Source organism: Actinoplanes sp. NPDC049548 (genome assembly GCF_040676695.1).
GTDB lineage: Bacteria > Actinomycetota > Actinomycetes > Mycobacteriales > Micromonosporaceae > Actinoplanes.
Genome location: NZ_JBFAPM010000010.1, coordinates 137143 through 160478, shown reverse-complemented (window position 1 = coordinate 160478; position 23336 = coordinate 137143). Strand labels below are relative to the sequence as shown.

Genomic DNA, 23336 nt, shown 5'->3' with positions numbered 1-23336 from the left:
CATCGCCCGAAGTGGCCGAAACGCGGCGAAGGCCCGGTCAGGTCGTGAGGGCCTCCGTGGGGGTCAGCCGGGCCGCCCGGACGGCCGGGTAGAGCCCCGCGGCGGCACCCACCGTGAGCGTGGCCGCCAGCCCGCCGGCGAGCGCCCACAGCGGTACGGCCACCGGCCATGACCGCCACCACGCCCACGCCGCCGTGATCACCGCGCCGGCCGCGGCGCCGGCCGCACCGCCCAGCGCGGACAACAGCAGCGACTCCATGAGGAACTGCCGCCAGATCTGTCCGCGGGTCGCGCCCAGAGCCCGGCGCAAGCCGACCTCCGCGCGCCGCTCCAGCACCGAGATGAGCATGGTGTTGGCCACGCCGACGCCGCCGACCAGCAGTGCCACCGCACCGAGGCCCAGCATCAGCCCCTGCAGCGCGGCATCCGTGGCCCGGGTGGCGGCGAGGGCGTCCGAGGGCCGGGAGACCTTGACCTCGTTCGGCGCCGCGGGGTTCACCGTGGCGGCCAGGACCGCGCGAACCTGCTCCACCGCCGCCTCCCGCGACCGGGTGTACACGGTCGTCGGCGAGCCGTCGAAGCCGAGCAGCCGCTGGGCCGCCGACCAGTCCACGAGGGCCGCGGCGTCCAGCTCCCGGGCCAGCGGCACGGGGGCCAGGATCCCGACGACCGCGAACCACCGGCCGCCCAGCCACACCCGCGGTCCGGGCGCCCGGATGCCGAGCCGCTCGGCGGCGGTCGCCCCCAGCACGACGGCCGGGGCGTCCGGCGCCGTGCCGGTCAGCCACCGCCCGCGGGCGATCCCCGCGCGCAGCGTCGCGGCCAGGTCCGCGCGGGCGGCGAGCACGGCGATGCTGCCGTTCTCCGCCACCGGGATGTGCTCGTTGCGGTAGACCTTCGCGTCGAGCAGCCCGGTGGCGCTCACGGAGTCGACCGGGCCGATGCGGCCGACCATGGCGAGCGACTCCGGCGGCAGGTGGGCGTCCTCGCCGCCGAGCGTCGAGCCCGGCGCCGCGGTGAGCAGGTTGGTGCCCAGGGCGGCCAGGGTCCGGTCCAGCCCGGCGCGGCTGGAGGCGGAGATGCCGACCACCGCCAGCATGGCCGCGATCCCGATGGCGATGCCGGCGGCGGACAGCACCATGCGCAGCGGGCGGGCCCGCAGCCCGGCGGCGCCCAGCCGGACGACGTCCGCGGTGGCGAGGCGGGCCGGGCGGGGCGCGCTCACGACTCCACCAGCCGGCCGTCGCGCAGCCGGACCACGCGGGGGAGCGAGGCCGCGATGTCCCGGTCGTGCGTGATCACCACCAGCGTGGTGCCGGCGGCGTGCAGGTCGTGCAGGAGCGCCATGACCCCGGCACCCGCGGCCGAGTCCAGGTTGCCGGTCGGCTCGTCGGCCAGCAGCACCTGCGGCTCCCCGACGACGGCACGGGCGATGGCCACCCGCTGCCGCTCGCCGCCGGACAGCTCGTGCGGCCGGTGGTGCGCCCGGCGTCCGAGCCCCACCCGTTCCAGGGCCAGGCCGGCGCGGCGCAACCGCTCCCGCCGGCGGACGCCGCTGTAGAGCAGCCCGTCGGCGACGTTGTGCAGCGCCGTCACGCCGGGCGCCAGGTGGAACTGCTGGAAGACGAAGCCGATCGTGCGGGCGCGCAACGCGGCCAGGTTGCGGTCGGCGAGCGAGGCGACGTCGTGCCCGGCGATGCGTACGGTGCCCGCCGACGGCCGGTCCAGGGCGCCCAGCAGGTGCAGCATCGTCGACTTGCCCGAGCCCGACGGCCCGGACACGGCCACGAACTCGCCCCTACCGATCGTCAGCGTCACATCGGCGAGGGCCGTGACCCCCGGGTACTCCTTGCGTACCGCGGTCATCCCGATCATGCCGGGATCCCCACGGTCAGGCCCTCGCGCAGGCCGGACGCCCGGACCTCGACCCGGCCGTCCGCGAACATGCCCACCTCCACGGGCAGGTAGCGGGTGCCGTCGGCATCGACGACCTCGAGGCCGTAGCCGCCCTCGGCGAGCGCCAGCAGCGCGGCGACCGGGACGGTGAGGACGTTCTTACGCTCCTCACCCCGGTACGTCACCTCGACGGGCCCCTCCCGCAGCCGGCCGGGGGAGCCGTCCAGGGAGATCGTCACCGGCACGGTCGGGTCGCCTCCGTCGTCCTTCGGTTCCGCCCGCGTGCCGACGTACGTGACGCGGCCGGAGACCTTCTTACCGTCGGGAAGTGTCACGCGGACCTTGACGCCGCTCGCCGCCCAGCCGGCCGCGTCGGCGTCCACGTCGGCGGTGACGACGGTCGCCGCCCCGGTGTACGTGAGCACATCGCCGGAGGCCGCCGCGCCGGGGCGGGAGCGCAGCTCCGCGATGCGGACCGGGCCGTTGGCGACGGTGGCCCACGTGGAGTCGACCACGCCGGTCTCGGGCAGGCCGAGCTTCTTCTGCCAGCGCCGGACCGCCTCCGCCGTGCGGCCGGTGTACTCGTCGTCGGCGGTGAACTCGTCGTAGCCGAGGCTGCGCAGGTTGCGTTCGAACTGGGCGACGTCGGGGCCCTCCGAGCCCGCAGACAGCGACCGGTAGAGCGGCAGGATGCCGTAGAGCAGCACGACGGGCCGGTTGTCGGCGCGCAGCATCGTCCCGCCGCGCTTGACGACCCGGCCGGCCGGAGGCAGCCACGTGAGCGTGCCGGTCGCCTTCGAGGTGAACGGCACCGGGTCGCCGTACCCCAGCTCACCGTCGATCTCCACCGACCGGGCGAGCGTCTCCCGGCGTACCTGGGTGGTGGCCGGCGGGCGGTCCGGGGCCGGCGCCGAGCCGGACCGGTCGTCCAGGCCGAGGGCCGCCGCACCGCCCCCGGCCAGGACGACCGCGGCGGCGGCGGCCACGACGACCGTGCGGGTCCGCCGCGTCATCCCGTCACCTTCGTGACGGCGCCGACGCTGTCCGGGCCGAGACCGCGACACTTCTCCATCGCTTTGCGCAAGGCCGCACCGTCGCCATCTGTGCCCCGCTCGAGCTGCAGCCCCCCGGTGGCCGGATCGGGATCCGGGAAGTCCGGCACGCCGTTGGCGCGCATGCACTTCGCCATGTCCCGCAGCTTCGCCAGGTCCTCCGGCGTCACCTTCGGCGGCTCGCCACCGTTCGGCAGCAGCTTGTGACACTTCTCCATGGCCGCCTGCATCTTGCGGCTCTGCGGGGTCTCCCCCTCGCCGGCCTTCTGCGCGGGCACGGCGATCATCCCGTCGGCTCCGGGGTCGGGCACGTCGACGCCCGCGGCGCGCATGCACTGCGCGAACTGCCGCCGCAGGCCGGCCTCGTCCGCCGCCGGCGCCGAGCTGGGCCGCCCGCCGCCCGCCGAAGCCACCTGCGGCTCGTCGCCGCCTCCGCCGCAGCCGCCCAGGGCGAGCGCCGCGAGCAGGGCCAGCACGATCCTGTGTCCGTGGGTCATCACGGCTCCTTTCGGTCGGCGGAAGCAGACCGCAGGGGCCATAAGCCCGGTGTCAGCGCCGGCGCTCACAGGATTTTTATGGGAAGCACCGGCACCATGTCTCGCGTGCGGGTACTGATCGCGGAGGACGAGGTCGTGATGGCGGACGCTATAGCGGAAGGGCTGCGGCTGCAGTCGCTGGCGGTGGACACTGTCCACGACGGCGACGCCGCCCTGCAGCGGCTGGCGGTCAACGACTACGACGTGCTGGTGCTCGACCGGGACCTGCCGGTGGTGCACGGCGACGACGTGTGCCGGGCCGTCGTCGCCGCCGGCGGCACGGTACGGGTGCTCATGCTCACCGCCGCCGGAGAGCTCGACGACCGCGTGCGCGGGCTCGCCCTCGGCGCCGACGACTACCTGCCGAAGCCGTTCGCCTTCGCCGAGCTCGTCGCGCGGGTACGGGCCCTGGGCCGCCGCTCGCGCCCCGCGGCGCCGCCGGTGCTGGAACGGGCGGGCATCCGCCTCGACACGACCCGGCGGGAGGTCTTCCGCGACGGGCAGTACGTGGCGGTGTCCCGCAAGGAGTTCGCCGTGCTCGAGGAGCTGCTGCGCGCGGACGGCGCCGTGGTCAGCACCGAGGAGCTGCTGGAACGGGCCTGGGACGAGCACACCGACCCGTTCACCAACGTCATCCGTACCACCGTCATGACGCTGCGCCGCAAGCTCGGGCCACCCGCGGTCATCGCCACCGTCACCGGAGTGGGGTACCAGATCCCGTGACGCACCGATGGACCGTACGCGCCAAGCTGACCGCCCTGTACGGCACGCTCTTCCTGCTCGCCGGCGCGGCCCTGCTGGCCATCACCTACCTCCTGCTCGCGCAGGCCCTGCACGACCAGGCCGTGGACCGGACGCTGGTGCTCGCCGTCCCGGCCATGCCCGCGGACGTCGACCTGCAGGCGGCCCCGGTGTCGGGCACCGCCCGGGCCACGGGCCTGACGCCGGCTCAGCAGGCCGAGGCGCAGCGCCGGTTCGAGCTCGCCGAGAGCCTGCAGGAGGAGTTCCGCTCGCGCACCCTGACCTCGCTGTTGCAGCGCGGCGGCATCGCGCTGGCCTGCGTGGCCGTCGTGGGCGTGTGGCTGAGCTGGCTCGCCGCGCGCCGGACGCTGCGGCCACTGCAGCAGATCACCGCGACGGCCCGCCGGGTCGCCGACCGCACCCTGCACGAGCGCATCGGCCTGACCGGCCCCCACGACGAGCTGCGCCGGCTGGCCGACACGTTCGACGACATGCTCGCCCGCCTCGACGCCGCCTTCGCCTCCCAGCGCCGCTTCGCCGCGAACGCCTCGCACGAGCTGCGCACACCCCTGGCGATCAACCGCACGCTCGTCGAGGTGGCGCTCAGCCGCCCACACGCGTCACCGGAGATCCGGCAGCTCGGCGAGACCCTGCTGGCGGTCAACGCCCGGCACGAGAAGCTCATCGACGGCCTGCTCCTGCTGGCCCGCTCCGACCAGGAGGTGCAGGACCCGGTCCCGGTCGACCTGGCCGGGATCACCGCCGCGGTGGTGCGGGCCGCGCGGCCCGCCGCCGAGGCCGCCGGGGTCGAGCTGACCGCGGTCACCCGGCCCGCACCGGTACGCGGTGACCCGGTCCTGCTCGAGCGCCTCGTGCACAACCTCGTGCAGAACGCCGTCGCCTACAACGTCCGCCCCGGCCGGGTCGAGGTCTCCTGCGGACCGGGCGGCCTCACCGTCACCAACACCGGGCCGGTGATCGCCGCCTCCGAGGTGCCGCGGCTGTTCGAACCGTTCCAGCGGCTCGCCGACCGGGTCGGGTCCGCGCACGGCACGGGGCTCGGGCTGTCGATCGTACGGTCGGTGTGCCGGGCGCACGACGGTGACGTGACCGCCGAGCCCGGCCCGAGCGGGGGTCTGACGGTGACCGTCACCCTGCCGCCGGGCCGGGATCAGGACGCGGTCGGGGCACGGCCCAGGGAGATGCCGGAACCCGCGAACCCGTGACGCTCGTAGAACCGCACGGCACCGGCGTTCCGGTGATGAATGCCGGCGGAGAGGTAGGTGATCCCGTGCGCCACCGCCCACGTCTCAGCCGCCCCGAGCAGAGCCGCGCCGACACCCCGGCCTCGCACCTCGTCCGCGACGACCGTGTGGATCTGCGCTGAGGGCTCCGGACGCAGGATCTGGTGGTCCGGCGGATCGGGGCTGCGCACGACTTCCACCATCCCGACCGTCCGCCCGCCGAGGTCGGCGACGAGCACGACATGGTGCTCGGCCGGACCCGTCAGCACGGCCGTGAAGTGGCGCAGGACCGCTTCGCGCGCCGGCACCCGGTACGCCTGCGGATCGAGGGCGATGTGTGCCTCGGCGTTCGCGATCCGCAGCCGGACGAGGGACTCCCCGTCGGCCGGGACGGCCGGGCGCACGGTGATCTGCTCGGGTTCCATCAGCGGGGGCGCCAGCCGAGCGCGGGCCCGAGCCGGGTCGCCAGGTCGGTGAGGATCTGCACGTAGTCGGCGTGCTCGAAGCTGAACGGCAGCGCGAACGCCACCTCGTCGATCTCGCGGAACGCGGCGTGCGCGTACAGCCGTTCCGCGATCTGTTCGGCGGTGCCGACCAGGTCGGGCGCGAACATCATCCGGGCGGGGCCCTGCGGGCTGCGGGTACGCGGCGTGCGCTGCTCCGCGTACGCCTCGTACCGCGCCCGCTGGTCCGCCGTGGCGCTGTCGGTGGGGATGACCACGAGGCCCTGCGAGACCCGTGCCCGCTGCCCGTCGGGGTGGTGGGCGCGGAACGCGCGTACGTGCGAGAGCTGGACGGCGGCGAAGTCCTCGGACTCCTCGGCCTTGACCACGCTGCTGGTCAGGAAGTTCATGCCGTGCTCGCCAGCCCACTGCGCCGACCGCAGGCTCGCCCCGCCGTACCACATCCGTTCGCGGAGCCCGGGTGCGTGCGGCTCGACCCGCTTGGAGAACACCTCGAAGCCCTCGGTGCCGCTGAAGTCCCGGGCCGGCTCGCCGGCGACGAAGCCGAGCAGCCGTTCCACCCGCCGGTAGCTGAAGTCCTCGGCGTCGCCGGTGTCCGGGTAGAGCGCCTCTTTGACGGTGTCGTAGTGCATCGGCGGCCCGACGCTGACGCCGGGGTTGAGCCGCCCGCCGCTGAGCAGGTCGACCGTGGCGAGGTCCTCGGCGAGGCGCAGCGGGTTCTCCCAGCCGAGCGGGATGACGGCGGTGCCGAGCTCGATGCGGCTGGTGCGCTGGGACGCGGCGGCGAGCACGGCGACGGGGGAGGAGATGCCGTACTGCAGGTGGCGGTGCCGCACCCAGGCGCTGTCGAACCCGAGCTCCTCGCCGAGCCGGATGATCTCCAGCGTGGCCTCGTGCCCGGACCGCGGGTCGGCGCGGTCGAACAGGCCGATGGTCAGGAAGCCGAGTTTGCGCAAGGGTTGGGCAGGTTGCGGCACGCCGTTCATTCTGCCCGATCAAGCGAGCGCTGCGGTGGCACCCAGCAGGCCGAGCGCCGCCGCAGCGCCGCACCCGAGTCAGCCGGTCAGCAGGTCGCGGGCCTTCCGGAGGGCCGAGTCGGTGCCGCTGCCGAGCTCGGCCGGGGTGAACACCGGACAGGCGATCGTGGGCGGGATGCCGGTCACGTCGAACGTCCGCCCCGCCGCGGTGAAGTACTCCTCGTTGGGCAGCGCGAACTCCCATCCGTTCGGCAGCGTCCGCGGCATGATGTCGGAGAAGACGCCCTGGGTGGGCTGCCCGATGCGGACCGGGGCCGGCCGGCGGCCCAGCAGGGCCTGGGTGAACGTCTCCCCGGCGCTGACGGTGAGGCTGCCGGTCAGCACGGCGACCGGGCCGGTGTAGCGGGGACCGGGCCGCGGCCGCACCGGTACGGGAACCGGACGGGTGCGGCTGCCCGGGTCGTCCGGGTCGTTGCGAGCCCGCTTGCGGTAGGCGAGGTACGGCCGGCCGGTCAGCCGCTCCGCGATCCGGATGCCGAGCGCGTCGGAGCCGCCCCGGTTCAGGCGGAGGTCGAGGATCAGCCCCCGCAGCGCGTGCGGGCCCCTGGTGCGCCCGGCCGTCACGATGGCGTCCAGCGCCTCGTCCAGCGCCGCGCTGTCGTCTGCGACGTCGCCGTCCTCGGTGTAGCCGGCGAACTTGGTGATCCGCAGATAGCCGATGCGCCCCGGCAGGTCGGCGTACGTGATCCCGCCCCTCGCCCAGGTCTGCCTGGACCCGGGGAGCTGCGCATCGGTGATCTCCAGTGCGCGCTCCTCAACGGTCGCGCGGGCGGGTGTGCCTTCGCGGACGCCGAAGTAGCGGTGGGTGCCGTCGGCCACCAGCCCGGTGTGCGCGTCGTGGAGCGGTTCGATCATCGACCGGAGGACCGTGAAGAGCTCGTCGTCGGTGGAGTCGGGGCGTACCAGCGGCCGGTGCGAGGCGCGCATCGCGTCCCAGTCGACGCCGTGCTGCCGGAAGAAGGGGTAGTTCTCGGCGAACGTCTGCCAGAAGATGTCGAACGTGCTGACGGGGTCCGCCGGGGTCGGACGGTCGCACGTCTCGGGCAGCCGCGCGATCGGGAGCAGGTCGCGGACTCCGGTGGAGCCTTGCACGGCGAGGCGGGCGCGACCGTGCCCGGCCGGCCGCAGGGTGAAGTCCGGGACGCCCTCGCCGGTGAAGTGCCCGCCGCCGGTACCCGTCGCGGTGAACCAGGGGCGGCAACTGATCCGGGTCGTCTCGTACGCCTCCAGCCGGCCGTCCTCCACCGAGACCGCCATGCCGTAGCCGTCCACCTGCCACAGCCCGTCGCCCCGGGCGGCGGCGTGTGCGGGGGAGGCCGCGGTGCCGGTCAGGAGCAGGGCGCCGATGAGGGCGGCGCTTGCGTACCTTCGCTTTCGCGATGTGTTCTGCATGAACCGAGTCTCGTGAGCACGACCGGCCGAGTCAGTCGGGCCAGTACCCCGTTTCGGGGTAGTGCGGGCCCTACCCCGCGCTCCATCCGATCGCCGGGGCGATGTGCTCGGCGATGGTCCGCAGGATCCGCGCGTTGTACTCCACCCCGAGCTGGTTCGGCACCGTGAACAGGATCGTGTCGGCCGCGCGTACCGCCTCGTCGGCGGCCAGCTCCGCGGCGATGCGGTCGGGCTCGCCGGCGTACGTACGCCCGAAGCGTGACCGGACCCCCTCGAGCAGCCCGACCTGGTCCTCCTGTGCCTGGTCGCCGAAGTACAGCCGGTCGATGTCCTCGGTGATCGGCAGGACGCTGCGGGACACCGAGACGCGCGGCGCCCGCGTGTGGCCGTGGTCCTTCCAGGCCTGGCGGAACAGCTCGATCTGCTCGGCCTGCAGCCGGTCGAACGGCACGCCGGTGTCCTCCGACAGCAGGGTCGAGCTTTGCAGGTTGACGCCGAGCCCGGCCGCCCACTGCGCGGTCGCGCGGGTGCCCGCGCCCCACCAGATCCGCTCGCGCAGGCCCGGCGACTGCGGCTGGATCGCCAGGCCGCCGCTGATGCCGGTGCGGGCCGGATCGGTACGCGCCACCGCCGCCCCGGAGATCGCGGCGAGGAACACCTCGGTCTTGCGCCGTGCCGCGTCGGCGGCGTTCTCGCCCTCGGCCGGCACGTACCCGAAGGCCTCGGCCCCGCGCAGAACGGTCTCCGGTGATCCGCGGCTCACGCCCAGCTGCAGCCGCCCGCCGCTGATGAGGTCGGCGGCGGCCGCCTCCTCCGCCATGTAGAGCGGGTTCTCGTAGCGCATGTCGATGACGCCCGTGCCGATCTCGATCCGGGACGTGCGCGCGGCGATCGCCGACAGCAGCGGGAACGGTGACGCCAGCTGCCGTTCGAAGTGGTGGACGCGGACGAACGCGCCGTCGACGCCGAGCTCCTCGGCGGCCTGGGCCAGCTCGATGGTCTGCAGCAGCGCGTCCGCGGCGGTGCGGGTCCGGGATCCGGCGGCGTTGCGCCAGTGCCCGAAGGACAGGAACCCGATCTTCTTCCTCACGCCGGACCCAACGAGTCCACCATCCGCCGGATTCCCGCGCGGTCTACTCGCCGGTCCGGTCGTCCCGGTCCAGGTCCGCCGGCGGGGCCGGGTGCGTGCCGTCGCGGCGGAGCCGGTCGATGCGGTCGACGCCGCGCTGGACGGCCTCGCGCGAGCGCAGCAGGAACTCGTTGCTGCGTTCGGTCTTCGCCGACGTGCGCTCGATGGCGCCGCGGAAACGCTCGATGGGGTCGGCGGTCCCGCCGCCCTGCCTGCCGGCCTCGGCGTCGAGCAGGCGCTCCCGCTCGTTGGCGGCCGCCTCCCGGGCGTCGGCCTCCATCTCACGGCGGTCGGCCCTGCGCTCGCGGGCGTCGGCGCGCTCGTCGCGCAGGTCGGCAGCCTGTTCACGCTCGCGGATCCGGCGTTCCCGCTCGTCCAAATCCGTCGCCCTGTCTGTCCGCGCGTCACCCGGCGTGTTCGCACCGCCCACGCAATGCAGGGTACCCACAGGGTGTTGCGCAGTACCATCGTCAGACCCGCGCCTGGAGGTAGGAGTTGTTGCAAGTCCGCCGCATCCGGCCGCGCGTGGGTCTCGTCGCCGCGCTGGCCGCCGGCGGCCTGCTGCTGGCGGTGCCACCGGCGGCGCAGGGGCGGCGGACCGGCCCGTCGCCCGCCGCCGTGGCCTGGCCCGCCGCGCAGCGGGCCACGATCCCGGCGGCTCTGCCGGACGGCACCGCGTACGAGCCGGGGGTGTTCGCCGACGCGAGCACCTCGGCCGGCACCGCGCCCAGCCGGGACGGCAAGCTCGCGCGGCTGGTCGTGCGCGCCGCGGACGGCTCGGTGCGGCAGCTGCGGGCGCTGCCGTCGTCGCGGAACCCGTCGTTCCAGAGCCTGACCGTCGCCGGTGACCAGCTGATCTGGTTCGAGCGCACGGACTCCGGCCTGGAAGTGTGGGCCGGGAGCCTGCGCGGGAGCGGGGCCGCGCACCGGATCACCGCCGACACCGGCCAGGCGCGTTTCTACCGCTCGGAGCACGATCTGGTGGTCGCCGACGGCGCCCTGCACTGGGTCGCCTCCGGCCCGGCCGGGGTCACCGAGGTGCGGTCGGTCGCTGTCGGTGGCGGCCCGGTCGGGGTACGCGCCGTGCCCGGCACCTGGCGCCTGCTCGCCTGGCCGTGGATGGTCGACGGGGTCGCCGACACCCGCGGCGCCCGTACCCTGCACAACCTGGCGACCGGCGGCGACGTGGCGATCGCCCGCCCGCGCAAGGGCGCCACCGACTGCAGCCCGGCGTGGTGCCGGACGGTGTCGCTGGACGACGACGGTGGCAGCCGCATCGACCTGATGCGCCCGGACGGCAGCGAGCGCCGCGAGATCGCCGGCGACACGGCGACGACCGAGCTCGTGGACGTCGCGCCGCTCGACCGGTTCGAGGTGTTCGTCCGGGTGAGTGCGGCCTCGGAGCTGACGGGCAACGCGCAGCTGCTCGCGTACGAGACGGCGACCCGCCGCACCGTGGAGATCAGCCCGGACGCCGGCAGCGTGGCGTACCGCAACGGTGTGCTCTGGTGGTCCACCGGCAACCAGGAGACCTTCGTCCGGCACAGCCTGGATCTCCGCACGGTGTGACCGGGCGTCACTGCCAGGCATCAGAAGAGGCTGAGCTGGCCCGGCGTGGGATCGCGGCGCCCGCTCATGCCGCGGCGGATCACCCACGGCCGCAGCTCGGGGATCGGGTCCTCGTCGCGCGGCTCGCGCTGCGGCGGCACCCCGCCGGTGAGCGCCCACAGCGACGGACCCAGGTTGATGCCGCGCGCCCGCAGCGCCCGCCGGAAGTCGGCGAGGCTGAGCGGCAGCCGGGTGCTGTCCAGGTCGGGCAGGTCGAGGTCGCTGCGCATCCGCATGAGCCGCCGGTTGCGGTCGACCACCTCCCGTACGCCGGGCGCCGCAAGCTGCTCGGCGGCCTTGTCGCCGACGGCCTCCCGCACCAGGTGAGCCGCCCCGGTGTCGAGCGCGGCCCACGCGCCGTCGACCGTGCCGAACGCGGCGAGCAGCTTGGCGGCGGTGGCGGAGCCGAAGCCCCGCACGCCCGGCAGGTTGTCCGAGGGGTCGCCGCGCAGGGCCGCGAAGTCCCTGTACTGCCAGGCCTCCACGCCGCACAGCTCGGGCAGCCCGGCCGCGTCGACCAGCACCGCCTCGTCGAAGCCGCCGTTGCGCACCCGCAGCACCGAGGTCGCGTCGTCGATGAGCGCGAACGCGTCCCGGTCACTGGTCATCAGCACCGACCGCCAGCCGTGGCGCCGTGCGTGGGCCGCCGAGCTGGCGAGCACGTCGTCGGCCTCGTACGCCGGCGGGCACACGACGCGTACCCCGGCCTCGGTCAGCAGCTGCGGCGCCCCGGCGATCTGCTCGGTGAGGTCGGCGGGCTTCTCCGGCCGGTGCGCCTTGTACCCGGCGTAGTCGGTTCGGCGCGCGGAGTCGTCAGGGCAGTCGAAGCCGACGATCAGCGCGTCGGGCCGCAGGTACGCCGCCGCCCGTGCGATGAACCCGACCAGCCCCCGCAGCGCCCACACCGGACGCCCGTCCGCGTCGAGGAAGCCGTCGCCGGCGCCGGCGTGGTAGGCGCGGTGCAGCAGGCTGTTCCCGTCGAGGACGAGCAGCAGCGGGACCGGCGGCGACACCCGCCGAGTGTAGGCATGCCCCCGCGCCCCGTACGCACCGCGTCAGTCCGTCGTGGAGTTCCCACCGGCCGCGTTGATCGACGACGCGTTCAGCGCGCCGGCGCCCAGCCCCCAGCGGTTCAGCAGCTCGGCGTACGTACCCGAGCGGATCAGCCGGTCGAGCGCGTCGCGCAGGCTGTCCCGCAGCGCGGTGCGGTCCTTGGGCACCGCCAGCCCGTACAGCCCCGGCTCGTACTGGACGGTGGAGGCGAGCTGGTAGTGCGCGCGGGTGCGCTGGTCGGTGGTGAGGTGCGCGGCCGGCGGGTAGTCGTTGAGGACCGCCACGGCCCGGCCGGTGCGCAGCTGCAGCAGCGCGTCGGCGTTGGTCTTGTACGTGCCCACGGTGATCTTCTTCGTGCCGCAGCCCCGCTGGGAGCGCTCGAGCAGGTCCTCCTGGACCGTGCCCTTCTCGACGGCGACGACCTGCCCGCAGAGGTCCTTGAGGTCGGTGATGCCGCGCGGGTTGCCCCGCTGCACCACGATCGACGTACCGGCGGCGAAGTAGTTGAGGAAGTCCGCCTTGGCCTCCCGCTCGGCGGTGTCGGTCATCGACGAGAGAACCCCGTCGTAGGTTCCCTTGGCGGCCTCGTCCAGCGAGGTGCCGAAGTCGGCGGCGACCATCTCGACCCGGACCCCGAGCACCGCGCCGAGGGCGGCGGCCAGGTCCGGCTCGAAGCCGATGATGCTGCGCCCGTCGGTGCCGTAGGACTCCATCGGCGCGTAGCTGGGATCCGTCGCCAGCCGGATCACGCCCTTGTCGCGGATCTCCTGCGGCAGCGCGTCGTGCAGCGCCCGGTCCACCTCGATGCCGCGGGACCCGGCCGAGCCCGCACCGTTGCGGCCGGCTTCTCCGCCGCACCCGGCGGCGGTCAGTGCGAGCAGCGCACCGGTCACCGCCGCAGCGATCCTCAGGGTCTTCATCGTCCAAGGCCTCCCGTCAGGAGCCGGCGGTCGCCGGTGGTGGTCTCGATCAGCTCGTTCCAGGTCAGCGGCGGTGCCAGCAGCCGGCCCTGCGCGGCGTCGCAGCCGGCTTCCTCGAGCCAGGCCCGCGCCTCGGGGGACTCCACGCCCTCGGCGGTGACCCAGCAGCCCAGCCCGTGCGCCAGCTCGACGACCGATCGCACGATCGCCTCGCTCTCGGGGTTGCGCGCGACGCCTGCCACGAAGACCTGGTCGATCTTGATCTCCGAGACGGGTACGGTGCGCAGCTGCGACAGGCTGGTGTAGCCGACCCCGAAGTCGTCGACGGCCACGCCGATGCCGAGGCCGACCAGGTCGATCACCGTGCGGGTGGCGACGGCGGTGTCGCCGGCCAGCGCCGTCTCGGTCACCTCCAGCATGAGCCGGTCCGCCGGAGTCCCCGTCTCGGCGAGCAGGCCGGCGACGAACTCCGTGAAGCCGGGCTGGTCGAGGTTGCGCGCGGAGACGTTGACCGACACCTGCCAGGACCGCCCGGCCGTCGTCCAGTCCCGCTGGTCGGCCAGGGCCCGGCGCAGCACCCAGTCGGTCAGCGGTGCGATGAGCCCCGACTGCTCGGCGGCGGGCAGGAAGTCGGCGGGGAACAGCAGCCCGCGTACCGGGTGCTGCCAGCGGACCAGTGCCTCCGCGCCGCAGATCTCGCCGTCGCTCAGCCGGATCTTGGGCTGGTAGTGCAGGACCAGCTCGTCGCGTTCCAGCGCGTGCCGCAGCTCGGCCTGCACGACCAGCCACTGGGTGGCGTGCGCGACGCCGCCGCCGGCGTACAGCACGATGCCGGCCGTGCCGCGCTTGCCCTGGTACATGGCCGCGTCGGCGGACTTGAGCAGCTCCTCCACGCCGGCGCCGTGCTCGGGGTAGAGGGCGACGCCGAAGCTCGCCTCGATCGTCAGCGGGATGCCGTCGAGCACGATCTCCTCGGTGAGCCGGTCGCGGGCGGCCGTGAGCAGGGCGAGCGCCTCCTGCGGGCCGGCGCCGGGCAGGATGACGCCGAACTCGTCGCCGCCCAGCCGGGTGACGGTGTCGCCGGGTCGCAGCGCCGCCACGAGCCGCTCGGCGACGACCTTGAGCAGCTCGTCGCCGGCGTGGTGGCCGAGGGTGTCGTTGACCTCCTTGAAGTGGTTGAGGTCGACGAGCACCATGGCGCCGCGGCGCGGTGCCCGCTCCAGGGCGGCCTTCGCCCGCTGCCGGAAACCGGCCCGGTTGGGCAGGCCGGTGAGCGTGTCGTGCAGCGCCTCGTGCTCCTGGCGGGCCGCGTAGCGGCGCAGGGAGCGCGTCGTGGACCAGGAGATCAGCGCCAGGACCAGGTAGAGCCCGACCAGGCCGGCGGCGAGCCGCCAGTACGTGACCCGCATCTGCTGGTCGAGGCGTGCGGCGATGCCGTCGTACGGCAGGTACAGCTCGAGCACCCCGACGGCCCGCCCGGAGGCGCTGGCGACCACGGGTTGCAGCACCCGGATGACCTCCCCGGTGGCCCGCCCGGAGTCGGCGACGACGGCCACGTCGGTGTGTCCGACGGCGGCGGCCTTGAACGCCGGGTCGGACAGGGGGATGCCGCCGGCGGTCGAGCCGTCGTCGGAGAAGACGACCTGCCCGCTGAAGCTGCGCAGCCGGATCCGCACGACCGAGCCGTGGAAGATCGAGAAGTCGGTGGCGGCCTGCAGCCGGTCGCGCTGGGCGGTGGTCAGGCCGGTGGTCAGGTCGGCGTCCTCCAGCGCGGGTGCCACCGCCATCTCCTCGATGACCACGGCCTGCGCCCGCCCCTGCTCCTCGGCCTGCCGGATGGCGTCGGCGCGGTAGCCGGTGACGAGCACGGCGCCGAGCACGGCGACGGGGACGAGGCTGGCGGCGGCGTACGCCGCGAACAGCCGCGACCCGCCCTTCGCACCCGTTCTGCTCCGCAGCCGCACGCTGCCCAGATCGGCGGCTCAGGGCGCCGATGAAGGAGAACCGCCGAAGAGCAGGTCGAGGTGCGCGTCCAGGGCGGCCAGCGCCTGCTCCGGTGGGTAGTGCCCGCCGAGCAGGTAGACGCCCAGGCCCTCCATGAGCGCCAGCAGCCCGGCGGCCGCCCGGTCGGCGTCCGGCCCGGGCAGCAGCCCGGCGAAGAAGGCGGTCATCTGTGCCGTGTCCTCGTGCAGCGCCGACGCCGCCGCGGGCCGGACCGCCGTGTACGCGAGGAACGCCAGCGCCACCCGCCCGTCGGCGCGGCTCTCCTCGTCCAGCGGCAGGACGGCGGTGATGATCGTACGCAGCAGCTCCCGCGGTGCCGGGGCGTCACCGAGCCGGGCGACCGCCGCCGTGACCCGGGCCTGCGACCGGTCCCGCACGACGCCGAGCGCGAACCTCATCATCTCGTCCTTGGTGCGGAAGTAGTGCTGCACCATCCCGGCGGAGACGCCGGCCGCGGCGGCGACGTGGCGCAGGCTCACCGCCTCCAGCCCCTGCTCGGCGGCGACCCGCATCAGCGCGTCGGCGATGCGGGTACGCCGCTCGAGGGCGTCGACCTTCTTGGGCATGGCCGCGATCGTTTCACAGCGCGGGCGTGCCCACCGTGACCGTGCCCGCCGCGCCGTCGACGGTCACGACCTGCCCGGTGGTGATCGCGCGGGTCGCGCCCGGCACGCTGATCACGGCCGGGATGCCGTACTCGCGGGCCACCGTGGGGCCGTGGGCCATGACCGCCCCGGTCTCGGTGACCAGGGCGCCCGCGGTGAGGAACAGCGGTGTCCAGCCCGGGTCGGTGGTCGCGGCGACGAGGATCTCGCCCGGTTCGATGCGGGCGGTGGCCGGGTCGGTGACCACCCGCGCCGGCCCGGTGGCCCGCCCGGCGGCGGCGCCGACTCCGGTCAGCACCCCGTCGGTGGCGGGCGGGGCGGGCAGCAGCGCCTCGACGTCCGTACCGTCGGAGAGCAGGGCGACCGGTACGGTCCGGCGGCGCAGCTCCCGCCGGTGCTCCGCCCTGCGCCGGGCGACGACGGCGTGCAGGCCGGTGTCGCCGGGCAGCGCGGCACGGACCTCGTCGAGGGTCAGGAACATGATGTCGTCCGCCTGCTCGAGGCGCCCGGCCGCGGTCAGCTCGGCGCCGATGAGCAGCAGCTGGTCGCGTACCGACCGCAGCCGGTACAGGCCGGCGAACTTCCCGGCCTCGCGCAGGCCGGCCAGCGCCCGGGCCCGGCGCAGCAGGAAGACCGCGATCCGGCCGCGCACCGGGCGGCGGCGGGCCCGCCGGGCGATGTCGCGCAGTGTGGCCTCGGCGGTGGCGGCGGCCGCGGCGAACCGCCGGTCCGGGGCCTGGTCCGGGTCGGTGAGGCGCAGGTGGTTCGCGACCATCGCGAGGACCGGCGCGGGGTCCTCCGCCCAGCGCGGCACGCCCAGGTCGACCTCGGCGACGCCGCGGTGGCCGTACGCGCGCAGGAAGGTGTCCAGGCCGACGTCCGGCAGCGAGCCGCGGAGGTAGCGGGCGGCCAGTTCCTGCGGCGCCGTGCCGAGGAACAGGTCACGGTGGGCGGCGGCACGCTGGGCGACCCGCCACAGCGCCAGGTCCATCTCGATGGTGACGTTGTGCGGCATGCCGCCGAGCACGGTGTGGATCTCGTCCGGCGTGGCGACGCCGCGCAGCAGATGAGCGGGCAGGGTCGCGGCGAGCATGCCGGCCACGATGGGCCAGGCGATGTCGTCCGGGCCGTCCGCCGCATCCCGCGCCTCGGCGAACGCCAGCCGGTCGGCGGCGGTCCTCGGCCCATCGGGTACGGCGGAAGCCTCGCGCAACCGGTCGACGGCCCGCCACAGCCGCGCCCGAGCCTTGTCGGGACGCGCCAGCGCCCGCACGATGCCCGCGACGGCCCGGGCGGCGGTCCCCGGCGCGCCCGGCCGTGCGCCCGTCTTCGCCGTCGGGCCGGGAGCGAACCGGGGATCGGCGAGCACGTGCTCCATCGCCGCCTGGGCACGCGGGCCGAAGTCGACGGCGAGCAGCTTGACCAGCCGTTTGCGGGCCGTCCGGCTGCGGGCGAGGTCGGTGAGGTCGCCGTACAGGCGCCCGCCGATGTCGACGACCTCGGCGCGGACCCCCAGCGACGCGAGCATCGCCTCGATCTGGGACCGGAGGGTGGCCATGCCCATCGGGGTGACCGGCCGCAGCATTCCCTGGACGGTGCCGAACTCGACGTACACCCGGGGGAGCGGCTTCCCGGTCGCCGGGGGCATCGGGAAGAGCGTGGTGATCGGGCGCGACTGGAGCAGCCAGATGCCGTCGCCGTCGACGGCCCACTCCACGTCCTGAGGGCCGCCGAAGTGGTCCTGCAGCCGTTCGCCCACCCGCCGCAGCTCGGCGAGCTGCGAGGAGGTGAGACAGCCGCCGACGTCCGGGACGGAACCGTCCAGGACGTAGTGGTCCACGGCCACCGCCCCGTCGACGACCGCCGTGCCGAGCCCGGGTGCGGCGTCGACCAGCATCTCGGCGCGGCAGCCGGTGAGCACGTTGGCGGTGAACAGCACTCCGGCGGCCTCGGGGTCGACCATGCGCTGCACGACGACGGCCATGCGGACGCCGGCGTGGCCGATGTCGTGCGCGTCGCGATAGGCGACGGCGCGGGCGCCGTGCAGGGAGTCCCAGCACGTGCGGACGGCCGCGATCAGCTCCTGCGTCCCGTCGACGCCGAGGACGGTGTCGTGCTGGCCCGCGAAGCTGGCGTCCGGCAGGTCCTCCGTGGTCGCACTCGACCGTACGGCCACGGGCCCGCCGCCGAGCCGTGCGTAGGCCTCGGCGATCTCGGCCTCCGGCACCACCCCCGACCGGTACGCCTCGGTCGTGACGCAGAAGCCGGATGGCACCCGCTCGCCGAGCCGGATCAGCTCGCCGAGCCGGGCAGCCTTCCCGCCGACCAGCTCGGCCATCGCCGCGGACGTCTCGGACAGCGCCACCACCCGCATCTGAGGCCTCCCGTTTGCAATACAACTGCATTGCATAACACCGTACGGCGTCGGCAGTGCCACGGCAATGCCCTGCGTTGGGGGCGCCGATTCCGCACAAACACGCCGTTCCCCATCAATGGTCGCGGCGGTAGACTTACAGCACCTTTCGGCGCTCAGCGCGGACCCGCCGCCCCTCCTGCCCACGGAGGAGCCGACGTGCGAGTCCTCGAGCAGACCCGTCCCCGCCGGAAGGCGGCCGGTCGTACCGCGGCCGTGGCCCAGCGGCACACCGCAGCGCTTCTCCTTCTCCTCGCCACGGCGTTGACCGGGGCCTCGGCATCCTTCACGGCCCCGCCAGCGGCCCTGCCGCCGGCGGAGGACCTGATCGCGGCGGCCCGCGGAGCCGGACCGCTGGGCGCCATCGCGCAGCGACCGCACACCCTCAGTTCCGCACAGCTTGCCCGGGCGGTCGCGCTGCGTGCCCTGCTGCCGTCCGCCGAGATGTCGCGGTTGGACCGCACGCTCGCCGGGGCCGCGCCCGCGGCGCAGCGCTATCTGGCGCAGGCCTTCGCCGCGGGCCATCCGGTGGCGGAGCTGGTCGCCTTCGGGGCGGTCGTGGCCGGGCGCGACGCCGGCTGGCTGGCCCGCCGCTTGGCGCCGCTGGACCCGGCCAGCCCCGGCCCGGTGCGGTTCCTGAGCACCCGGATGCGCCAGTTCGACGGCACGACCTGCGGGTCCGCGGCCATCGTCGCCGCGAAGGCGGTGCTGGACCCGCTCTACGCCTGGGCGCTGACGACCGGCGGCCGGCCGGACTCGCCGGAGGAGAGCGACGAAAGCTTCGCTCGCCGCCTGCGGGCCGAGCAGCAGCGGGTGCACGACCGGACGGACACCCTGTGGCCACAGTCCCTGGGTACGCCCCCGTGGGGGGTCAGCGCCCTGCTCAGCCGGGACCCGGCCGGCCTCGGCGCACGGTACCGCTGGGTCTCGGCGGTGCCCCTCGTGCCGGCGCTCGCCGGGACGGTGCTGCGCCGGGCCCTGGCGGCGGCCGCGCTCGGTTACCCCGTACCGGTGCTGCTCGGGGATCTGATCCCACGCCACTATGTGCTGCTGCTGGGGCAGGACGGGGATGCGGCGTCGTTCTACGAACCGAGCGCGGGCGCGGTCATCGTCGTGTCCACACGCGACCTGCTGCGACCGGACGTCCGCAAGCTCGGGTTCCCCCGGCTGCACGGCGCGGTCCTGCCCGGCTGATCGACGGAACCGGCGGTTTCAGGGGCTTGTCTGCTGCGGATTCGGTGGAAGGATGAGGCTGCGAGTCCTGATACCGCATCGTTGGAGGCCGGATGACCGCCAAGACCGTGCTGCACAACTTCATCGCCGGGGCTCCGGCCGCTCCCGCCGAAGGCCGTTTCTCCGACCTCGTCGACCCCTCGACCGGCGAGGTGTTCGCCAGCGCACCGGTCTCCGGCAAGGAGGACGTCGACCGGGCGGTGCGGGCCGCCGCCGACGCCTTCGAGGGCTGGCGCGACACCACGCCCGCCGAGCGCCAGCGCGCCCTGCTCCGGCTTGCGGACGCCGTCGAGGCCCGCGCCGACGAGCTGGTCGCCGCCGAGTCGCGCAACACCGGCAAGCCGCTCGGGCTCAGCGCGAGCGAGGAGCTGCCGCCCGCCGTCGACCAGATCCGGTTCTTCGCCGGCGCCGCGCGGCTGCTCGAGGGCCGCTCCGCGGGGCAGTACCTGGCCGGTTACGAGAGCTACGTGCGCCGCGAGCCGGTCGGCGTCTGTGCCCAGGTCACCCCGTGGAACTACCCGCTCATGATGGCGGTGTGGAAGATCGCCCCGGCGCTGGCCGCGGGCAACACGGTCGTGCTCAAGCCCTCCGACACCACCCCGGTCACCACCGTGCTACTGGCCGAGCTCGCCGCCGAGTTCCTGCCGCCGGGCGTGTTCAACGTGGTCACCGGCGACCGGGACACCGGCCGGGAGCTCGTCGGCCATCCGGTGCCGCGGATGGTCTCCATCACCGGGTCCGTCCGCGCCGGCATGGAGGTCGCCGGTTCCGCCGCCACCGACCTCAAGCGCACCCACCTGGAGCTCGGCGGCAAGGCTCCGGTCGTGGTCTTCGACGACGCCGACGTCGAGGCCGCCTCGGCCGCGATCGCCGAGGCCGGCTACTTCAACGCCGGCCAGGACTGCACGGCCGCCACCCGGGTCCTGGCCGCCCCGGGCGTCTACCAGGACTTCGTCGCCGCGTTGACCGAGCAGGCGCGCGGGACCCGGACCGGCGCCCCCGACGACGAGGAGGTCCTCTACGGCCCGCTGAACAACGCCCGCCAGCTCGAGCGGGTCAGCGGCTTCCTGGACCGGCTGCCGGACCACGCCACGGTCGAGGCGGGCGGGGTGCGGCAGGGCGACCGCGGCTACTTCTACACCCCGACCGTCGTCTCCGGCCTGCGCCAGACCGACGAGATCGTCCAGGACGAGGTCTTCGGCCCGGTCATCACCGTGCAGCGCTTCACCGACGAGGACGAGGCGGTGCGCTGGGCCAACGGCGTCGAGTACGGCCTGGCGTCCTCCGTCTGGACCCGCGACCACGGGCGCGCCATGCGGATGACCCGGCGGCTGGACTTCGGGTGTGTCTGGGTCAACTGCCACATCCCGCTGGTCGCGGAGATGCCGCACGGCGGGTTCAAGCACTCCGGTCACGGCAAGGACCTCTCCGTGTACGGGCTGGAGGACTACACCCGCATCAAGCACGTCATGCACTACACGGGGGAGTAGCCGTGCCGTCGTCCGAGGAGCTGCACAAGCGGCGTACGGCGGCCGTGGCGCGGGGCGTGGGCTCCGTGGTGACCTCCTATGTGGAGAGCGCGAGCGGCGGGACGGTCCGCGACGTCGACGGCCGGGAGTGGATCGACTTCGCGTCCGGCATCGCGGTGACGAGCGTCGGCAACAGCGCGCCCGCGGTCGTGGCGGCGGTCCGGGAGCAGGTCGAGCGCTTCACCCACACCTGCTTCATGGTCGCGCCGTACGAGTCGTACGTGGCGCTCTGCGAGAGGCTGATCGCGCTGACTCCCGGGGGGTTCGACAAGCGGGCGGCGCTGTTCAACTCGGGGGCCGAGGCGGTCGAGAACGCGGTCAAGATCGCCCGGCACGCCACGGGGCGCCCGGCCGTCGTGGTGTTCGACCACGCGTACCACGGCCGGACGAACCTCACGATGGCGCTGACCGCCAAGGTGATGCCGTACAAGCACCGGTTCGGGCCGTTCGCCCCGGAGGTCTACCGGGTCCCGATGTCGTACCCGTTGCGCGACGGCGGGCTGTCCGGGCCGGACGCCGCCATCCGGGCGATCGACGTCGTCGAGAAGCAGGTCGGCGGCGCCAACGTCGCCGCGGTGCTCATCGAGCCCATCCAGGGCGAGGGCGGCTTCGTCGTCCCGGCGCCCGGCTTCCTGCCCGCGATCGCCGCCTGGGCGCGGGGCTCGGGTGCGGTGTTCGTCGCCGACGAGATCCAGACCGGCTTCTGCCGTACGGGCGCCTGGTTCGCCAGCGAGCACGAGGGTGTCGAGCCCGACCTCGTGACGACGGCGAAGGGCATGGGCGGCGGATTGCCCATCGCCGGCGTGGTGGGTCGTGCGGAGCTGATGGACGCCGTGCACGCGGGCGGCCTCGGTGGCACGTACGGTGGCAACCCGGTCGCGTGCGCCGCCGCCCTCGCCGCCATCGAGACGATGCGGGAGCTGGACCTGGCCGCCGCGGCGCGCGCGCTCGAGGCCCGCCTGCTGCCCGCCCTGCGGGAGCTGGCGGACCGCGACCCGGGCATCGCCGAGGCGCGCGGCCGCGGCGCCATGCTGGCGATCGAGCTCGTCAAGCCGGGCGGCGTGGAACCCGACGCGGCCCGTACGGCGATGGTCGCCCGGGCGTGCCACGACGCCGGGCTGCTGGTGCTCACCTGCGGGACGTACGGCAACGTCATGCGTCTCCTGCCACCGCTGGTGATCGGCGAGCCGGAGGTGGACCGCGGCCTGGAGCTCCTGCGGACCGCCCTACTGGGTGCGTAGCGCCCAGGGCGAGCCGTACGCGGTGAGCAACTCCAGGAACGGCACGGCGTCGAAGGCCTCCGGGCCGAGGACGCCGGTGCCCGACCACGTGCCGGCGGCGAGCAGCTCCAGCGCGACCACCGGGTTGACCGCCGTCTGCCAGACCACCGCCTGGGAACCGTACTCGCGCATGGACCACTGGTTGTCGACGACGTGGTAGAGGTACACGGTGCTCGGCGCGCCTTGCTTGTCGAGGCCGGTCACCAGCGTGCCCGCGCAGGTGGCGCCGGTCATCCGCTCGCCCAGCGTGGACGGGTCCGGCAGCACCGCCGCTACCACGTCCCGCGGCGACACGCTCACGCCGCCCACGCGCACCGGCCGGGTCCGGTCCAGGCCGAGCTTGTGCAGGGTCTTCAGCACGTCGATGAACTCCTTGCCGAGCCCGTACTTGAAGGTGACCCGGCCGGCGTCGATCCAGCGGGGGATGAGCAGCACCTCCTCGTGCTCGACGTGGACGCACTCCACCGGCCCGATGCCGCCGGGGAAGTCGAACGTCTCCGGCTCGGACAGCGGCTCGGTGGTGAACCAGCCCCGGCCGCGCTCGTAGACGACCGGCGGGTTGAGGCATTCCTCGATCGTCGTCCACACCGAGAACGACGGCGCGAACTCGTAGCCCTCGACGACGATGTTGCCGCCGTCGCGCACGCCGATCTCGTCGATGCGCGAGAAGAGATGATCGGCGGCGTACCGGGCGAAGACGTCGGAAAGCCCCGGCTCGACACCCATGCCGACCAGCGCGAGCCGGCCCGCGGCCTGCCAGCGCCCGGCCGCGGCGAACTGCTCGTCACCGAGCTTCACCCCGGTCCGCTCGTACGGCTGCTGCGGGTGCGGGCGCGACAGCGACATGGCCATGTCGAGGTAGTCGGCGCCGGCGGCGAAGGCACCCTCGAAGACCGGCATGACGAACCGGGGGTCGACGGCGTTCAGGACATGGGTGATCGCGTGCTCGCGGCACAGCGCCGCCACCGCGTCCGCGGACGAGGCGTCCACCCGGGCGGCGGTGAAGCGGGAGTCCGAAAGGGACGCGACCGCGCGCTGCGCGCGGGCGAGATCGTAGTCGGCGACCACGATCCGGTCGTAGAAGTCGCGCCGGGCGGCGATGCCGGTGGCCGCGCCGCCCACGCCGCCGGCTCCGAGCAGAAGGATGCGCATGGGGGAGACGCGCCTTTCGCCAACTGAAACCTTGTCCGCAGAGCGTCG

At 74.4% G+C, this 23336-nt stretch carries 21 protein-coding genes; 6 read left to right on the top strand and 15 right to left on the bottom strand.

Translation table 11 applies throughout. The annotated features are described in order from the left end of the window. Nucleotides 1-37: 37 nt before the first annotated feature. From AB0J80_RS21115 to AB0J80_RS21100, 4 genes are read right to left on the bottom strand one after another with little or no spacing between them, the layout of a single operon-like run. Nucleotides 38-1225 (bottom strand): ABC transporter permease, encoded by a 1188-nt coding sequence (locus AB0J80_RS21115; RefSeq protein WP_364707307.1) that lies wholly within the window; start codon nucleotides 1223-1225, stop codon nucleotides 38-40. After that, the gene (locus AB0J80_RS21110) at nucleotides 1222-1875 is read right to left on the bottom strand and encodes an ABC transporter ATP-binding protein (RefSeq protein WP_364707304.1); all 654 of its coding nucleotides are present in this window, start codon (nucleotides 1873-1875) and stop codon (nucleotides 1222-1224) included. The genes AB0J80_RS21115 and AB0J80_RS21110 overlap by 4 nt, the downstream gene beginning before the upstream one ends. Beyond that, a complete protein-coding gene (locus tag AB0J80_RS21105; protein WP_364707303.1) occupies nucleotides 1872-2909 on the bottom strand; it encodes a peptidoglycan-binding protein in 1038 nt (345 codons plus the stop codon). Before AB0J80_RS21105 ends, AB0J80_RS21110 begins: the two co-directional genes overlap by 4 nt. Continuing rightward, a complete protein-coding gene (locus tag AB0J80_RS21100; RefSeq protein WP_364707301.1) occupies nucleotides 2906-3445 on the bottom strand; it encodes a hypothetical protein in 540 nt (179 codons plus the stop codon). The genes AB0J80_RS21105 and AB0J80_RS21100 overlap by 4 nt, the downstream gene beginning before the upstream one ends. 105 nt (nucleotides 3446-3550) lie before the next feature. Between AB0J80_RS21100 and AB0J80_RS21095 the strand changes: the two genes are divergently transcribed. Next, the gene (locus tag AB0J80_RS21095; RefSeq protein ID WP_364707298.1) at nucleotides 3551-4207 is read left to right on the top strand and encodes a response regulator transcription factor; all 657 of its coding nucleotides are present in this window, start codon (nucleotides 3551-3553) and stop codon (nucleotides 4205-4207) included. Then, nucleotides 4204-5451 (top strand): HAMP domain-containing sensor histidine kinase, encoded by a 1248-nt coding sequence (locus tag AB0J80_RS21090; RefSeq protein ID WP_364707295.1) that lies wholly within the window; start codon nucleotides 4204-4206, stop codon nucleotides 5449-5451. The genes AB0J80_RS21095 and AB0J80_RS21090 overlap by 4 nt, the downstream gene beginning before the upstream one ends. Here the strand turns inward: AB0J80_RS21090 and AB0J80_RS21085 are convergent. From AB0J80_RS21085 to AB0J80_RS21065, 5 genes are all read right to left on the bottom strand, one after another. Then, nucleotides 5397-5894 carry a GNAT family N-acetyltransferase gene (locus AB0J80_RS21085; protein ID WP_364707292.1) on the bottom strand — a complete coding sequence of 166 codons (498 nt, stop codon included), beginning with the start codon at nucleotides 5892-5894 and terminating at the stop codon, nucleotides 5397-5399. The two genes, AB0J80_RS21090 and AB0J80_RS21085, sit on opposite strands and share 55 nt — an antisense overlap. After that, a complete protein-coding gene (locus tag AB0J80_RS21080; protein WP_364707289.1) occupies nucleotides 5894-6910 on the bottom strand; it encodes an LLM class flavin-dependent oxidoreductase in 1017 nt (338 codons plus the stop codon). The genes AB0J80_RS21085 and AB0J80_RS21080 overlap by 1 nt, the downstream gene beginning before the upstream one ends. 78 nt (nucleotides 6911-6988) lie before the next feature. Next, entirely contained in the window at nucleotides 6989-8362 is a 1374-nt protein-coding gene (locus AB0J80_RS21075; RefSeq protein WP_364707286.1) for a S41 family peptidase, read from the bottom strand. A 70-nt stretch (nucleotides 8363-8432) separates the two neighbouring features. Beyond that, the gene (locus tag AB0J80_RS21070) at nucleotides 8433-9452 is read right to left on the bottom strand and encodes an LLM class flavin-dependent oxidoreductase (protein ID WP_364707283.1); all 1020 of its coding nucleotides are present in this window, start codon (nucleotides 9450-9452) and stop codon (nucleotides 8433-8435) included. Between the two features lie 43 nt (nucleotides 9453-9495). Then, entirely contained in the window at nucleotides 9496-9921 is a 426-nt protein-coding gene (locus AB0J80_RS21065; protein WP_364707281.1) for a hypothetical protein, read from the bottom strand. Between the two features lie 95 nt (nucleotides 9922-10016). Between AB0J80_RS21065 and AB0J80_RS21060 the strand changes: the two genes are divergently transcribed. Continuing rightward, the gene (locus tag AB0J80_RS21060; protein ID WP_364707278.1) at nucleotides 10017-11060 is read left to right on the top strand and encodes a hypothetical protein; all 1044 of its coding nucleotides are present in this window, start codon (nucleotides 10017-10019) and stop codon (nucleotides 11058-11060) included. A 20-nt stretch (nucleotides 11061-11080) separates the two neighbouring features. Here the strand turns inward: AB0J80_RS21060 and AB0J80_RS21055 are convergent, their stop codons facing one another. The 5 genes from AB0J80_RS21055 to AB0J80_RS21035 are packed head-to-tail and all read right to left on the bottom strand — an operon-like array spanning nucleotide 11081 to nucleotide 18055. After that, a complete protein-coding gene (locus AB0J80_RS21055) occupies nucleotides 11081-12112 on the bottom strand; it encodes a 5'-3' exonuclease H3TH domain-containing protein (protein WP_364707276.1) in 1032 nt (343 codons plus the stop codon). A gap of 42 nt (nucleotides 12113-12154) precedes the next feature. After that, nucleotides 12155-13072, bottom strand: a complete 918-nt coding sequence (locus AB0J80_RS21050) for an ABC transporter substrate-binding protein (RefSeq protein WP_364707275.1) — start codon at nucleotides 13070-13072, stop codon at nucleotides 12155-12157. Further along, a complete protein-coding gene (locus tag AB0J80_RS21045) occupies nucleotides 13069-15036 on the bottom strand; it encodes a bifunctional diguanylate cyclase/phosphodiesterase (protein WP_364707272.1) in 1968 nt (655 codons plus the stop codon). Before AB0J80_RS21045 ends, AB0J80_RS21050 begins: the two co-directional genes overlap by 4 nt. A gap of 18 nt (nucleotides 15037-15054) precedes the next feature. Further along, the gene (locus AB0J80_RS21040) at nucleotides 15055-15642 is read right to left on the bottom strand and encodes a TetR family transcriptional regulator C-terminal domain-containing protein (protein ID WP_364707269.1); all 588 of its coding nucleotides are present in this window, start codon (nucleotides 15640-15642) and stop codon (nucleotides 15055-15057) included. Between the two features lie 13 nt (nucleotides 15643-15655). Continuing rightward, the gene (locus tag AB0J80_RS21035; protein WP_364707266.1) at nucleotides 15656-18055 is read right to left on the bottom strand and encodes a PEP/pyruvate-binding domain-containing protein; all 2400 of its coding nucleotides are present in this window, start codon (nucleotides 18053-18055) and stop codon (nucleotides 15656-15658) included. A gap of 198 nt (nucleotides 18056-18253) precedes the next feature. On the opposite strand from AB0J80_RS21035, the gene AB0J80_RS21030 reads away from it, so the two are divergent. The 3 genes from AB0J80_RS21030 to gabT all read left to right on the top strand — a co-directional run bounded on the left by AB0J80_RS21030 (nucleotide 18254) and on the right by gabT (nucleotide 22097). Beyond that, a complete protein-coding gene (locus tag AB0J80_RS21030; RefSeq protein ID WP_364707263.1) occupies nucleotides 18254-19288 on the top strand; it encodes a hypothetical protein in 1035 nt (344 codons plus the stop codon). Between the two features lie 92 nt (nucleotides 19289-19380). Continuing rightward, nucleotides 19381-20817 (top strand): gamma-aminobutyraldehyde dehydrogenase, encoded by a 1437-nt coding sequence (locus tag AB0J80_RS21025; RefSeq protein WP_364707262.1) that lies wholly within the window; start codon nucleotides 19381-19383, stop codon nucleotides 20815-20817. A gap of 2 nt (nucleotides 20818-20819) precedes the next feature. Further along, on the top strand, nucleotides 20820-22097 hold the full coding sequence (gene gabT / locus AB0J80_RS21020; protein WP_364707261.1) for a 4-aminobutyrate--2-oxoglutarate transaminase: 1278 nt from the start codon (nucleotides 20820-20822) through the stop codon (nucleotides 22095-22097). On the opposite strand, the gene AB0J80_RS21015 is transcribed toward gabT, so the two are convergent. Then, on the bottom strand, nucleotides 22083-23288 hold the full coding sequence (locus AB0J80_RS21015; protein WP_364707258.1) for a saccharopine dehydrogenase C-terminal domain-containing protein: 1206 nt from the start codon (nucleotides 23286-23288) through the stop codon (nucleotides 22083-22085). The two genes, gabT and AB0J80_RS21015, sit on opposite strands and share 15 nt — an antisense overlap. Nucleotides 23289-23336: the final 48 nt, after the last annotated feature.